The organism is Rhizobium sp. CG4 (assembly GCF_023701965.1).
Classification (GTDB): Bacteria; Pseudomonadota; Alphaproteobacteria; order Rhizobiales; family Rhizobiaceae; genus Agrobacterium.
In genome coordinates this window covers 638,460-653,431 of record NZ_JABAEG010000002.1, presented here as the reverse complement: position 1 = coordinate 653,431, position 14,972 = coordinate 638,460, and the positions used below count along the sequence as shown (strand labels likewise).

Genomic DNA, 14,972 nt, shown 5'->3' with positions numbered 1-14,972 from the left:
AGCCATGCGCTTTTCCGGCCAAATTTGATCGTGCGGCAACAAGGCCGCAGCATGTTTCAGGATAACAAAATGCATCGTTACCGCAGCCACACCTGTGCCGCTCTTCGCAAGTCCGACGTTGGCGCGACTGTCCGCCTTTCCGGTTGGGTTCATCGCGTGCGAGATCATGGCGGCGTCTTGTTCATCGACCTTCGTGACCATTACGGCATCACGCAGGTTGTTGCCGATCCAGACAGCCCGGCGTTCAAAGCCGCTGAAACCGTGCGTGGCGAATGGGTCATCCGTATCGATGGTCTGGTTAAGGCCCGTTCGGAAGACACCGTCAATAAGGGCATGGCCACTGGCGAAATCGAACTCTACGCGCAGGAAATCGAAGTTCTTGGCGTTGCCAAGGAACTGCCGCTGCCGGTGTTTGGTGAACCTGAATATCCGGAAGACGTGCGCCTGAAGTACCGCTTCATTGATCTTCGTCGTGAAACACTGCACAAGAGCATCGTCAAGCGCACGCAGATCATCTCCTCCATGCGCAATGGCATGGCTGAGGCTGGTTTTGCCGAATACACCACACCAATCCTCACGGCATCGTCGCCGGAAGGTGCACGCGACTTCCTCGTGCCAAGCCGTATCCATGAAGGCAAGTTCTTCGCGCTGCCGCAGGCACCGCAGCAGTACAAGCAGCTTCTGATGGTTGCCGGTTTCGACCGCTACTTCCAGATCGCGCCTTGCTTCCGTGATGAAGATCCACGCGCTGACCGTCTGCCGGGCGAGTTCTACCAGCTCGACGTGGAAATGAGCTTCGTGACCCAGGAAGATGTCTGGGAAACCATGGAGCCGATGATGACGTCGGTGTTTGAACAGTTTGCCGAAGGCAAGCCAGTTACCAAGCAGTGGCCACGCATTCCTTACGATGAATCGATCCGCAAATATGGCTCCGACAAGCCGGACCTGCGTAACCCGATCGTCATGGAAGCCGTGACCGAGCACTTCGATGGCTCCGGCTTCAAGGTCTTCGCAAACATGATCGCCTCGAACCCGAAGGTTCAGGTATGGGCTATCCCGGCAAAGACCGGCGGCTCCAGAGCATTCTGCGACCGTATGAATGCATGGGCACAGTCTCAGGGTCAGCCAGGCCTCGGCTACATCTTCTGGAAGGAAGAAGACGGCAAGGTTGGTGGTTCCGGCCCGCTCGCCAAGAACATTGGTGAAGAACGCACCGAAGCGCTGCGCGTACAGCTCGGCCTAGAAGCTGGTGATGCCTGCTTCTTCGTGGCAGGTGATCCGGCCAAGTTCTACAAGTTCGCTGGTGAAGCACGTACGCGTGCTGCTGAAGAACTGAACCTGATCGACCGCGACCGCTTTGAAATGTGCTGGATCGTTGACTTCCCGTTCTTCGAATACAACGAAGAAGAAAAGAAGATCGACTTCGCGCACAACCCGTTCTCCATGCCACAGGGTGGTCTGGAAGCATTGGAAGGCCAGGACCCGCTGTCCATCAAGGCTTATCAGTATGACGCAGTCTGCAACGGCTTCGAAATCGCCTCCGGCTCCATCCGTAACCAGTCGCCTGAACTGATGGTCAAGGCGTTTGAAAAGGTTGGCCTGAGTCAGGCAGACGTTGAAGACCGCTTCGGTGGCCTTTACCGCGCGTTCCAGTACGGTGCACCTCCACACGGCGGTTGCGCATTCGGTATCGACCGCGTTGTCATGCTGCTCGTTGGCGCAAAGAACCTGCGTGAAATCACGCTGTTCCCGATGAACCAGCAGGCACAGGATCTTTTGATGAACGCACCGGCTCCTGCAACGCCAACACAGTTGCGCGAATTGGCACTGCGTGTTGTTCCAACACAGAAAAAAGACTGATTAAGTCTAAGATGTGCGGACCGTCACCCGGTTCGCACCGATCATTTGCAACGGCAGCCCTCGGGCTGCCGTTTTGCGTTTCAGCCTGTCTCAGGTCCGAATAGTCACTGAAATACTATGATGGGTTGATCGCTTAAAATTCGATTCAACTGCCTTTTGTGCGTCGCAAAAAATTCACGGGATTGTCACGCTGATTTCGGCATTTCTTAAGTTTTGCAGGGGATTCCGTAGGGTAACGAAAGGGTCCCCTATGCCAGCTTTTTTTCCTGTTGCCTTGCGCATATCGCACCGTATTTCTCTTCTGGTCCTCGTGGCGCTGCTTGGGTTGGCGGTTGTGGTCGGCACGTTTCTGTTCCAGCGTCACCTTGAGGCCGGTTATAAGCAATCAGCAGAGCGGGTGGAGGAGCGGCAGATCGTCGTTTCCGAGATCGTCTCGGACCTGCACGTCGCACAGCTTGAGGAAAAGGATTTCCTGCTGGCAAAACAGATGGCCGCTATCGAGCGTTTTGATAGAGTGGTGAAGGACACCGGCTCGCGGATCGAGACGCTGCGCGCTGACAACGATACCGGCGCGACCTCGAAGTTGGAAAGCCTGACCAATGCGCTTGGTATCTATTCCACCGCAGTTGCAAGTCTGGTTGCCAAAAACAACGAGCTGGGGCTGGTTCCGTCTGATGGTCTTGAAGGCGCAATGCGCCGCGCCGTACACAATATCGAAAACCTAGTGTCAGGACTGGAAAACTCCAACATCCGCGCCAGCATGTTGATGATGCGTCGTCACGAGAAGGATTTTATCCTGCGCCAAGACCCTGCCTATGTGGCGAAGCACCGTGACGAGGTCGAAACCTTCAAGGCGGAAGTGAAGAAGGAGTTCCGCCCCGGTGCCGAGCGTCAACGCATCATGGACGCGCTGGATATCTACACGGCATCTTTCCGCTTTTACGCCGAAGCAACGATTGTGGAGCAGGGGCTGCGCAAGGACGTCGATAACGCTTACGTCGCCATGCAACCTTTCGTCAGCGATGTCATGGCCTATTACACGGCTGAAAAGTCCCGCAATGCCAGCGACAATGCTGCGGCAGAACAATGGACGATCCGCATGGTGACGGGGCTGATTGCGCTAACCGTGTTCAGCCTGCTGGTCAGCGTCTATTTTATCGGACGGTCGATCAGCCGCCCCGTCGCTGTCATGACCGATGCGATGCGCAATCTGGCCGATGGTCAAACCTCGCTGCCCGTGCCGGGGCTAAGCCGCCGCGATGAATTCGGCGCCATGGCCAAGGCACTGGAGGTTTTCCGTCTGGCGGCGATCAGCAAACAGAAGCTGGAAGAAGAAGCGGCTCATGCACGCGCCCGTTCAGAGGCAGAACGCAAGCGCCTGCAGGAAGAGGCTGAAAGCCATGCACAGGCACGGCTGATGGAAGCGACGCAGGGGCTGGCATCGGCGCTGCAGCGTCTTGCCAAGGGTGATCTGTCCTTCCAGTTGACGGTTCCATTCTCGCAGGATTTCGAGGCGCTGCGTCATGATCTCAACCAGACCCTTTCACAGCTGAATGGTGCCATGGGCGGCATCGCCGAAGCTGGTTATTCGATTGACGGCGGCGCCCGTGAAATCAGCCAGAGCACCGACGATCTGGCGCGTCGGACAGAACAGCAGGCAGCCTCGCTGGAACAGACGGCCGCCGCACTGGATGAGTTGACCGCCAATGTGCGCCTGTCTGCGCAGCGTGCCGCACAGGCGCAGGACATCGCCACACAGGCTGGCAGTGAAGCCGAACAGACTAACCGCCTTCTCGAAGATACAATTAAGGCGGTTTCCCGCATCGAGCGGTCCTCCGAGCAGATTGGCAGCATTATCTCTGTCATCGACGAGATTGCCTTCCAGACCAACCTTCTGGCGCTTAATGCCGGTATTGAGGCGGCGCGTGCCGGCGAGGCAGGACGCGGTTTTGCTGTCGTGGCGCAGGAAGTGCGCGAACTGGCGCAACGCTCCGGCAAGGCGGCCGGTGAGATCAAGGCGCTCATCAACAACTCCGGCAGCGAGGTGCGCGAAGGCGGGCGTTTCGTGCGCGAAACCGGCGAAGCCCTGTCACGTATCGGCGGTTCGATTGTCGATATCCGTGAACACGTCAACGCCATTGCTGCGGCATCGCGCGAGCAGGCGATCGGTCTTGGTGAAATCAACAGCGCCATCAACCATCTTGATCAGGCAACGCAGAGCAACGCCGCCATGGTGGAAGAAAACAATGCAGCCGGTGCGGTTCTGTCACGTGAAGCTGGCCGCCTGAATGAACTGCTGCAAATGTTCCAGTTGCAAGAACAGACACCACATCAGCATGAGCGTCCGGTACCTCGTCGCGTCGCCTGATGACGCTTGGATCGGCATAAGTTTAGATCTAAAAAAAGCCCCGGCAAAACCGGGGCTTTTTGATGCTTGTCTTCAGAGGGACTTGCCGCTTCTGGAGGCGAGGGCACGTTGGCAAGATTGAACTGCGCAACGTGCCGTGCAGTCAAACTTAGTCGTTTGCAGAAACCGTCACGCCAAGAACGGTTGGCAGCGTGTTTGGCGCACCCATGGCCGCACCGATAATCATCGGGAACGGAACCGGGTTCTCTGGAGCCGCAGAAATCGTGAATTTCTTGGGGTCGTCGACATAGGCGTTGACTGCGGCTGATACTGCGTTCTGCAGCTCAGGCAGGTTCAACTGTGCCATCATCAACGGCGCCATGCCCTTGATGGTCTGGGCAAGCTGGTCGCTTGTCATGCCCTGCTTTTCGGCCGCAAAATCAAGTGCACGCTTGCTGATGCTGTCGTCGGTGAAGCTGATTTCCGCGTTGACGAAGCTAAGCTGCTGGGCAAGGCCGAGCATCGCAAGGCCAGCGGCCTGATCTGCCTGTTCCTTGTTCGGGTTTTCAGCTTGCGCCTTGACGGTTTCCTGCATCGACTTGATGAAATCGAGTGTGTAGCCGGAGAAGCCAAACGCAAGGCTCAGGCTGCCGATATCATCCAGCTCAAGGGTGTAGTCGCTGATGTCGACTTTGCCGGACGCAACTTCCCAGGTGCCTTCCATGCTCATCTGGCCGGCAAGAGACTTGATGGCGAGCTTGTCCAGCGCTTCCTTGCTGGCAGGGTCCTTGACGTCGCTCAGGTCGGCCTGGAAGCCGGTTGCACTCATGTCAAAGCTGATTTCGTTCTTGTCTTCGCTGATGTTCATGGTTGCGGTCGTCTCTTCGAGAGTGACCACGTCCTTGCCGTCAACCTTGACCTTGACTTCACCGCTGTGGGCTTCGTCATAGAACAACAGGCCATCAATCGAGCCGGCGTTGGCCGCAGCAGGAATGGTGATGCCCTTCATATACATGTCGGTGACGGTAATCGTCGTTTGTTTTTCGGTGAAGTTGATGTCGTCGAATTTTGCGGTGCCGACGTGGTACCCGCCATTGTTCTCTTCAACATCTTCGAACGTGATGTCGCCCAGCGGGAACTTCTGCTCTCCAACAGTTGTCGCGCTGAACGCGGCGCCCTTGAAAACAACCGTCGAGCCGTTTGTTTCGACTGCATCGGCGGTGAGGCCAGCACCCTGCGTCTTATAGGACTCGTTGATCTTCTTCAGAAGGTCGTTACCGTCGAGCGCGAAAGCCGTACCGGAAAATGCCAGAACCGTTGAACTGGCAAGCAAAAGCGCCCGGAAATTGGTCTTCATGGTTGTTTCTTCCCTTTTGTGGTCTGCTTTGAATCTAACGTTCGTCGCATTTATAGGTGCTTGCGGAATGCTGTCCACTCCCCAAACTCTTGGCGGACGGAGGGCAGCAATGTCATTTCTCAATCAGCCTTAATGAATTGTTCAGATTTGGGCATCGCGCTTCAACGATTTTAACGCGGACTGTGTTCCATGTGCCGAATATCGATTGTTCTTCCCGTCATCCACAGGCGAAAGCCCCTGGATTCCTTGCTGGGAATCAGCATTTCGGCTAGTCAAGCAGCATGGGAAAAAATCTTGTTCCTCCGTCTGGCGGAGATGATAACATTCATCCGGTCGATCTCAAGGCTGCGCTCGAAGAGCGTTACCTCGCCTATGCGCTGTCGACCATCATGCACCGCGCCCTGCCGGATGTGCGCGATGGCCTGAAACCGGTGCACCGTCGCATCGTGCATGCCATGAGCGAAATGGGCATCCGCCCGAACTCGGCGTTCAAGAAGTGCGCACGTATCGTTGGTGACGTGATGGGTAAATTCCATCCGCACGGCGACGCCTCGATCTATGATGCGCTGGTTCGCCTGTCGCAGGATTTTGCGATCCGTTATCCGCTGGTCGATGGTCAGGGTAACTTCGGCAACATCGATGGCGATGGTGCAGCGGCGATGCGTTACACCGAAGCGCGCATGACCGAAGTCACGGCGCTGTTGCTCGAAGGTATCGACCAGGACGCGGTTGATTTTCGTCCGACCTATAATGAGGAAGACGAAGAGCCGATCGTTATGCCCGGCGCGTTTCCCAACCTTCTGGCAAATGGTGCGTCCGGTATTGCCGTGGGCATGGCAACGTCCATCCCGCCGCACAATGCCCATGAGATTTGTGATGCTGCCCTGCATCTGATCAAGCATCCCGATGCGCCCGTTGAAAAGCTTCTGGAATTTATGCCAGGTCCGGATTTGCCGACCGGTGGCATTATCGTGGAAAGCCGCGAAAACATTCTCGACGCCTACAAGACAGGTCGTGGTGGTTTCCGCGTTCGCGCAAAGTGGGAAGTCGAAGATCTTGGCCGTGGCGGCTACCAGATCGTCATCACCGAAATTCCCTATCAGGTGCAGAAATCGCGCCTGATTGAAAAGATCGCAGAACTGTTGATTGCCCGCAGACTTCCATTGCTGGAAGACATCCGCGACGAATCGGCGGAAGACGTGCGTGTCGTGCTGGTTCCAAAGAACCGCACCGTTGACGCAACACTGCTGATGGAATCGCTGTTCAAGCTCACCGATCTTGAAAACCGCATTCCACTCAACATGAACGTGTTGTCGCTCGGCAAAATCCCGAAGGTGATGGCACTGAATGAAGTGCTGTTGGAATGGCTGAGCCACCGCAAGGACGTGCTGGTCCGTCGTTCGCGCTTCCGTCTGGCTGCCATTGATCGCCGTCTGGAAATTCTCGGCGGCTTGCTGATCGCCTATCTCAATATTGATGAGATTATCCGCATCATCCGCGAGGAGGATGAACCGAAGCCGATCATGATGAAGCGCTTCGGGCTGACGGATATCCAGGCCGAAGCCATTCTCAACATGCGTTTGCGCTCCTTGCGCAAATTGGAAGAATTCGAAATTCGTACGGAATTCGATGCTCTGAGCAAGGAAAAGGCCGAGATCGAAGCGCTGCTGGCATCTGACGACAAACAGTGGCAGGTCGTTTCTTTTGAAATTGGCGAAGTGAAGAAGAAGTACGCCAAGGCAACCGAACTCGGTCGCCGCCGCACGCAGTTCGCCGATGCACCGGATGCCGACCTCGAAGCCATCCATCAGTCCATGATCGAGAAAGAACCTGTCACGGTTGTTATCTCCGAGAAGGGCTGGATCAGGGCGCTGAAGGGACACATTTCCGACACGTCGTCCCTGACCTTCAAGGAAGGCGATGGTTTGAAGCTGGCATTCCCGGCACAAACCACCGACAAGTTGTTGCTGGTCACCACCGGCGGCAAAGCCTACACGCTGGGCGCTGACAAGCTGCCGGGTGGTCGTGGTCACGGTGAACCGGTTCGCATCATGGTCGATATGGAGAATGATCAGGACATCCTGACCGCCTTCGTACACGACCCGGCGCGCAAGTTGCTGCTGGCATCCACCGCGGGCAATGGCTTCATCATCGCTGAATCGGAAATGATCGCCAATACCCGTAAGGGCAAGCAGATCATGAATGTGTCGATGCCGGATGAAACAAAGCTGGTCGTGCCGGTTCCAGCCAACAGCGACTATGTTGCAGTTGTGGGCGAGAACCGCAAACTTCTGGCCTTCCCATTGGCACAGATGCCGGAAATGTCACGTGGTAAGGGCGTTCGCCTGCAGCGTTACAAGGACGGTGGCATTTCCGATGCGAAATGTTTTGTCTTTGCCGAAGGTCTGGCATGGGAAGACAGCGCAGGGCGCAGCTTCAGCAAGGTTGGCGACGAGCTTACCGAATGGATGGGCGACCGCGCAACCGCCGGCCGCACCGTGCCGAAGGGTTTCCCACGCAGCGGCAAGTTCAGCGGCTAAGTCGGAATTGAAAAACAACAAAAGCGGCGAAACAGACATCTGTTTCGCCGCTTTTTTATATCCGGACTTTGCTGTAAAAACTGACGGAGGCCTTAAGGTTTTTCCGCACCTTCGTCCTGCTTGTGATCATAAATCTCCCAGCCGCGCGGTGTCAGATGTTCCTGCGGTTGGTAGCGCGTCTTATAACCCATTTTCTGCGAGCCATTGACCCAGTAACCGAGATAGACATGCGGTAGGCCAAGATTGCGGGTGCGGGCAATATGATCAAGGATCATGAAAGTGCCCAGCGACCGGCGCTCCATCTCGGGATTAAAGAACGAATAGACCATGGACAGGCCGTCGCTCATGACGTCGCTCAGCGCTACGGCCAACAATTCCCCGCGCTTGGTACTGTCAATGCCGGAACCCGGAACACGCACGCGATACTCAATGACGCAGGTGTTAACATGAGTGTCTTCCACCATGACTGCGTAATCCAGCGCCGACATGTCCGACATGCCGCCATCATGGTGGCGGCTGTCGAGGTAACGGCGAAACAGCGCAAACTGTTCGGTCGACGGTTCCGTCGTGTGGATGCTGGAGACAATATCGCTGTTGGTGGATAGAACCCGGCGCATCGAACGCGTCGGGGTAAAATGTTCGGCCAGAATGCGAACGGACACGCAGGCGCGGCAGGTTTCACAGGCCGGGCGATAGGCAATGTTTTGCGAACGGCGAAAACCACCCTGGGTCAACAGGTCATTCATTTCAGCAGCACGCGGCCCGACAAGGTGTGTGAACACTTTGCGTTCAAGTTCGCCAGAAAGATAGGGACAAGTGGCCGGTGCCGTCAGGTAGAACTGCGGGGAAGGCGTTGTCTGGGTATTCATCGAACCTTGGTTGCTCCCTTCGCCTGTCGCATATTGTGACAGAATGGCAAAAACCGGAAAAACGTCAACTGGCCGATTATACTACCGTGTCATTTACTACTGAACTGTTTGCAACCGAACCTCGATTATGAGGTACGGATTGCAACAGTGCCGAGCAACAGGTCGTGGATCAGGCGTGAGCGATCGGTAAACAGGCCCACCAGAAGAATGAGTGGCGTCAGGACCGAGTTCAGTACCCAGAACAGCACGATGTGCGCAGTCGCAATCAGGAAGTCAATTTGACGGCCATCGGTGCGTGCCATGGCAATCCCCATGGCTTTCATGCCCGGAGATGCCTGCGATGAACCGCCAAGCGTTATGCCGAAATAGAGCAGTGCGACAATAATATAGAGGGCAGGGTAGAGGAACCACGCTAAGCCGAGTGTGATGACGCCAAGGAAAAACACCAGAACCGCTGCTGGCACCCACAACACGGCAATCAGCAGGTAGTCGATGCAGAACGCAAAAACACGACGGCTCAACACGCCGCTATAAGCGCGCCAGTCCTGCGGCACTGCATAGGTGTTGTTTGGCTCAATACTCATCGCGTTTCTCCTGTTTGCTTTTGATATGGTGAGAAACGCGCGAGTTTCAATCTGTTTCCCTGGCGTTTCGCGTCATTTCCCTTTGGCGAGCGCGCGGGCTACTTCAACGGCGAAGTAGGTCAGGATGCCATCGCAGCCGGCGCGTTTGAAACACAGAAGCGTTTCCATCATCACCCGGTCGCCATCGATCCAACCCTGCATGGCGGCAGCCTTGATCTGGGTATATTCGCCAGACACCTGATACGCGAAAGTCGGCAGACCAAAGGCCTCCTTCAGACGCCAGCAAATATCGAGATAGGGCAGGCCCGGCTTGACCATCAGCATATCGGCACCTTCCTCGACATCGAGGGCTGCATCACGCACCGCTTCTGTGCCGTTGGCCGGGTTAATGTAATAGCTGTTCTTGTCGCCCTTCAGCAGACCGCCGGTGCTGATCGCTTCGCGGTAGGGGCCGTAAAAGCCCGAGGAGAATTTGGTAGCGTAAGACATGATGCCTACATTCTGATGACCGGCGGCATCAAGGCCGCGCCTGATAGCGCCAATACGTCCGTCCATCATTTCCGATGGGGCAATAATGTCGGAGCCGGCATCGGCCTGCAGAATGGCAGCCTTGACGACATGGTCGACTGTCTCGTCATTGACAATATCATTACCGCGCAAAATGCCGTCATGGCCGTGGCTGGTGAACGGATCAAGCGCCACGTCGGTAATCATGCCAATGTTTGGCACGGCTTTCTTGACGGCGGCGGTTGCAAGATTAATGAGGTTATTGGCCTCAAGAACCTGCGAGCCCGTTTCGTCACGCAGGTTCATTTCTATATTGGGGAAGGTGGCAATTGCCGGAATGCCGAGATCGGCCGCTTCACGTGCCGCCTCGACAAGACGGTCCACACTCATGCGGTTGACACCGGGCATGGCAGGGATCGGATCGGTAATGCCGGTGCCCGGAACCACAAAAACCGGCCAGATGAGGTCATCAACGGTCAGTCTCGATTCCTGAACCAGGCGTCGTGTCCAATCTGCCTTGCGGTTGCGCCGCATGCGGCGGTGTCCGGTTACATCATCAACGAGGTGTGTCTTGTCATTCATAATAATCGTCCTTCCTGCCTGCCATCAGCGGATGGCAGGTATGATGAGAGCCTCATTAACATGCTTGCCCAGACTTGACGAATGTACGCTTCGCGGCACCCTCGAAAAATATGCGATAAAATTCTTGGATAGGACCAGTGACCGGAAACAAGCCGCTGGTCGCTTGCAACGGTTCGACGTATCGTCCCGCCATGGAACATGATTCTTCGCCCGTGCTGAAAAGATCGCTGACGGAAATCCTTTTCGTGGGTTTCCTGCGGCTGGTCGCCATCTCCTGTTTCTGGTTCGGTTTGCAATATTGGGCGATGTTGACTGGCTATTCGCTGGGTGGGCGCGGGCGCTTTGATATGCTCAACCTGCCGTGGCGTGTTGCCGGCAGTGGTCTGGCCGTACTTTTCCCTGTTGCCGCACTTGGATTATGGGTTGGTGCATCCTGGGGCGCCGTCATCTGGGTTATCGGCGCCGGTGCGCAGGTTGCCATGTACCGGATTTGGCCAGATATCTTCGGACACAACACAATTGTCCCAATTATGCACGGGCTTGTTGCGGCCGTTTATGCCCTGTTTCGGGCCTCTTTCTGGTTCGATAACCGCCAGAACGAGGATCGGGTAAGGTCTGATTTACCATGATAATAAAGCTTTCAAGGCCGAAATCGTTCAAATTTTAATGTTTAGTGCATTGATTTAATTGAACTATTTTTGGATGCCCTGCTATTGGTCAAAAGACCGCCCACAATGGGAAATGTACGGTAAGGATTTGTTAAGCCTGCATTTTAAGTAGAATTTTATGCGCATTCGATAGGTTCTCACTCAAGGCGGAACACAAAACAAAAACCGCCAAACAAAAACAGTGAGGCAGTCATGATCAATAGCAAAGTAAAGCCACAGGCAGCAGTTTCGGATGTACAGGAAGAATCAATCCGTTCGCTCTACATGGAATCGCTGCACCTCGTAGAACGTCTTCACCGTCGTCTTCTTGATGTGATCAAGGACGAATTCGACCGTCAGGGTCGTGATGACGTCAATGCCGTTCAGGCACTTCTGCTCTTTAACATCGGCAACTCTGAACTGACCGCCGGCGAGCTGCGTTCGCGTGGTTACTACCTCGGTTCGAACGTTTCCTACAACGTCAAGAAGCTGGTTGACCTTGGCTTCATCAACCACCAGCGCTCGCGCATCGACCGTCGTTCGGTTCGCATCAGCCTGACGGACAAGGGCCAGCAGATCGCTGAAACCGTTGCCCGCCTCTATGAGCGCCACATCGGTTCGATTGAAAAGGTCGGCGGCATCGGCACCGGCGAGTTCTCTGAAATGAACCGTCTGCTGCAGCGTCTGGACCGTTTCTGGAACGACTCGATCGCTTACCGCCTGTAATGTTCTAAGTTATAGAAATTACTGTATTTTTGCGGTCATATGGTGGCATGAGACGGCGCTAGGTGGCATGGAGATGCCCACCGTGGCGCCTGCTCTCGTTACAGTACCGTATTACTTGTTTCAGGCGGCACGCGACGCCGGAGAGTAACCTTGCGCGCCTGTGAACTGCCGTAGTCGGCCACCGTTGCCACGAGCAACACTTTGGTGGAGTACGATAGGGCCGACCGGTCGACGGGCGCTAGAATGGGGGGGCGTCGTCCATATCAACCCAGCGCCTCTTGGGTCTGACCGCGAATGAACATGCGGCCCGCTTCCCTGATGGGGCGATAAGGTTCACCCTGTGGCCGATGGTGGGGTGAAGGAGATTCATATTAACTCTCCATCTTAACATTCCAATGAACCCTCTACTAAGGGCGCGCGTCTCGGATCTGAATTCAAGGTATTCTAGGAGGTCTACCCCAACAACTTGGGTAGGGCCAAGGCTCTTGCTTTTTGGAACCGTCTGAAACCGACGCTGTGACCGTCATGGATGGCCTTGCGACGCAGGAAGGGCGCTGACCAGAGGATGAAAGACGGCGGCCGGTACATCCCGCACCCCACTACCTTGCTGAACCGTGAGGGCTGAAATTACTGCGTGCCGAGAGAGAAAACGACCTTATCGCCTGAACAGGCAAAGGCGGCCGCTGACCGCTTTGAGCAGTCAAAACGCGAACACGATGAGTATATGCAGAGCCTTGTAGATGCGCGGAGCCGTAGCCTTTGGGTGAATGTGTAGTGTACGACCCAATACACGAGCAGCGTCTAATAGACGAGTATTGCGGTGACGCGGCGCTCTTGCTTAAGTTGTGCCAAGAATACTCTAGGATGTTTAGCGATATTGCTGATTCGGAGGCGACATGGAGCGGAATTTGTGGCGACCATACTATGGGTCATTCGCCCGGATGACGTGTCCAAGGTGCCGTAAAGGCACATTGAGAATGGACACAAAGTCATTTCAACGAGAAGAGCCTGCCCATGCTCGGTTTCGCGATGATAACGAGAGTGCTCGCTATGATGTAGGTCGCTTTAAAGGGTTTCTTCGCTGTAGTGGCAAACTGTGTGGTGAAATTGTCGTGGTCGCGGGTAACTTTACAACAGAGTACCACGACGACTACGACTATGACACTGATACACCTATTACGCATAAGGTTACGAGTTATCGTCCTCACGTAATGAGCCCCGCGCCGGAAATTATTCAGTATCCAATCAGACTGAACGACGATTCCAAAGAACACCTCCTGCGTTCATTCGTGTTGTTCTGGGTGGACTCTGCCGCCTGCGCGAACCGGCTTCGCATCGTTACCGAGTATCTGCTTGACCAGCTCAAAATACCTCGGAAGGGCCCCAAGGGCGACGACAAGAACGCGCGCCTCGATCTGTTTGACCGAATTGAACTACTGAAGGCAGCGAAGCCCGGTCATGAAGATGCACTAAACGCGCTCCGATCAGTCGGTAACGTCGGAAGCCACGACGGCATTGTCGATTTTGACGATCTCCTCACTTGCTATGAAGCCATCGAAGACACGATGTCAGAACTGATTGACGAGACGAAGGCTAAGCTCGCGCAGAGAATACAGGACATAAATACGCGGAATGGAAAGCCAAAAGGTAAGAACGCTTGAAGCCTCATTACATTCCGAAATTTTACCTCAAACCATGGGAGGGAGTGGACGGCAAGATCGAGGTGTTCCAACGTCGGTCCGACGGAATCATAGTCAGCAAGCGCTTGAATCGTAAGGCGACAGGTTACGCTGTCGATTTATACAAGCTTCCCGGAGTTGATCCCGAAGACGAGCATAAAATGGAAAGCGCTTTCATGGCGCCCATCGATGATGAGGCTGTCCACGCTCGCGATCTGCTCCTTGGAGATATTACACCGGCCGGCATCAGAACCCGCAATGCGTGGGCGCGGTTCGTTTTGTCTCTTGTGTTGCGCAATCCGGAAGAGGTCGCCCAGTTCAAGACGAGTTACGCCGATCTAATTATGACGCCACAGGCGGAGTTTCAGGCAAAATACGCCGCGATCAGGCGGGAAGATGACCCTGCAAAGTTTGAAGCGTGGATGGTGATGTATGATGCCACCCACGTAGAGCGGTCAGCGATGTTTGCTATCACGACGTTTATTGAGCATCCGAGGGTGCTGAAGCTCTTCTTAGGTATGCACTGGATGATTATTGACACGAGTTCTGTCGAACGAAAGCTGATGACGTCCGACAGGCCAGTGATGCTAACACAAGGCATGTTACAATATGCCGGGCACTACGCTTTACCGTTGAGTCCGACGCGGCTATTTCTTGCGACCACGACGGTCGATTTCGCCGAGCGATTTGCCTCCCTTCCGGCTGGGAGAATTGTTCGAGAGGTGAACAGGATGGTGGTTGGGCAGGCGAGGAAATACGTTTATGCCGTTGACGGCTTGCATCTCGCATTCGTTCGACGTGAGATGGGTAAGCAGCCGCCTCCTACGATTCTGGGGGCTATGCTTAAAGCTGCGGAGGCCCGAAAGATGTTCGAAGAGTAGCCTTCCTCCTACGGACTTTTCCGGGGACAAAACGTACCGGCCATTTTGCCTGTGTGCCCGAACTGATTTGTGTCGTTGCGGGAAAATGTGATCGCGAGTACGGCGGTCGCTTCACCTGTCATTATACCATCGGCGAGGAATGGCTACAAAACGAGCCAAGAAGCGCCAGGTGATTGCGTTATCCGCTTTGCGAAAATCGCTACCAGCATTCGCGCAACGCCATCCACCAGTCGGTGGCATCGGCACCGGCGAGTTCTCTGAAATGAACCGTCTGCTCCAGCGTCTGGACCGTTTCTGGAACGACTCGATCGCTTACCGCCTGTAACAGGCGCCAAAATTCTGCACTCAAAACCGGATGCGGCTGACGTCGCGTCCGGTTTTCTCGTTATTGGC

General features: G+C 55.2%; 11 protein-coding genes and 1 pseudogene. 8 read left to right on the top strand and 4 right to left on the bottom strand.

What is annotated here, in order from left to right; all coding sequences use genetic code 11:
• Window positions 1-69: 69 nt before the first annotated feature.
• Window positions 70-1,860: an aspartate--tRNA ligase gene (aspS, locus tag HGO37_RS08320; protein WP_250982918.1), complete on the top strand. Its 1,791-nt coding sequence runs from the start codon at window positions 70-72 to the stop codon at window positions 1,858-1,860.
• Between the two features lie 250 nt (window positions 1,861-2,110).
• Entirely contained in the window at window positions 2,111-4,228 is a 2,118-nt protein-coding gene (locus tag HGO37_RS08315) for a methyl-accepting chemotaxis protein (protein WP_250982917.1), read from the top strand.
• 148 nt (window positions 4,229-4,376) lie between these two features.
• Here HGO37_RS08315 and HGO37_RS08310 read toward each other — a convergent pair whose 3' ends face one another.
• Window positions 4,377-5,564, bottom strand: a complete 1,188-nt coding sequence (locus tag HGO37_RS08310) for an aq_1923 C-terminal domain (RefSeq protein WP_192487480.1) — start codon at window positions 5,562-5,564, stop codon at window positions 4,377-4,379.
• A 281-nt stretch (window positions 5,565-5,845) separates the two neighbouring features.
• Here HGO37_RS08310 and parC point away from each other — a divergent pair, with 281 nt between their 5' ends.
• Window positions 5,846-8,104 carry a DNA topoisomerase IV subunit A gene (gene parC, locus HGO37_RS08305; protein ID WP_250982916.1) on the top strand — a complete coding sequence of 753 codons (2,259 nt, stop codon included), beginning with the start codon at window positions 5,846-5,848 and terminating at the stop codon, window positions 8,102-8,104.
• 92 nt (window positions 8,105-8,196) lie between these two features.
• On the opposite strand, the gene HGO37_RS08300 is transcribed toward parC, so the two are convergent.
• The 3 genes from HGO37_RS08300 to hemB form a co-directional block, all read right to left on the bottom strand.
• Window positions 8,197-8,973: an arginyltransferase gene (locus HGO37_RS08300; protein WP_250982915.1), complete on the bottom strand. Its 777-nt coding sequence runs from the start codon at window positions 8,971-8,973 to the stop codon at window positions 8,197-8,199.
• Window positions 8,974-9,098: 125 nt separating this feature from the next.
• Window positions 9,099-9,557, bottom strand: coding sequence for an RDD family protein (locus HGO37_RS08295; RefSeq protein ID WP_250982914.1), 459 nt, complete (start codon window positions 9,555-9,557; stop codon window positions 9,099-9,101).
• Between the two features lie 72 nt (window positions 9,558-9,629).
• Complete coding sequence (gene hemB, locus HGO37_RS08290) at window positions 9,630-10,646, bottom strand: porphobilinogen synthase (RefSeq protein ID WP_192487484.1); 1,017 nt, start codon at window positions 10,644-10,646, stop codon at window positions 9,630-9,632.
• Between the two features lie 191 nt (window positions 10,647-10,837).
• Here hemB and HGO37_RS08285 point away from each other — a divergent pair, with 191 nt between their 5' ends.
• From HGO37_RS08285 to HGO37_RS08265, 5 genes and pseudogenes are all read left to right on the top strand, one after another.
• Window positions 10,838-11,275, top strand: a complete 438-nt coding sequence (locus HGO37_RS08285; protein ID WP_192487882.1) for a DUF6163 family protein — start codon at window positions 10,838-10,840, stop codon at window positions 11,273-11,275.
• A 234-nt stretch (window positions 11,276-11,509) separates the two neighbouring features.
• The gene (ldtR, locus tag HGO37_RS08280; RefSeq protein ID WP_192487883.1) at window positions 11,510-12,019 is read left to right on the top strand and encodes a transcriptional regulator LdtR; all 510 of its coding nucleotides are present in this window, start codon (window positions 11,510-11,512) and stop codon (window positions 12,017-12,019) included.
• Between the two features lie 896 nt (window positions 12,020-12,915).
• Entirely contained in the window at window positions 12,916-13,680 is a 765-nt protein-coding gene (locus HGO37_RS08275) for a DUF4145 domain-containing protein (RefSeq protein ID WP_502941392.1), read from the top strand.
• Window positions 13,677-14,579: a DUF4238 domain-containing protein gene (locus HGO37_RS08270; RefSeq protein WP_250982911.1), complete on the top strand. Its 903-nt coding sequence runs from the start codon at window positions 13,677-13,679 to the stop codon at window positions 14,577-14,579. The genes HGO37_RS08275 and HGO37_RS08270 overlap by 4 nt, the downstream gene beginning before the upstream one ends.
• 226 nt (window positions 14,580-14,805) lie before the next feature.
• A pseudogene (locus HGO37_RS08265) lies at window positions 14,806-14,904 on the top strand (MarR family transcriptional regulator); the annotation flags it as partial.
• Between the last annotated feature and the right edge of the window lie 68 nt (window positions 14,905-14,972).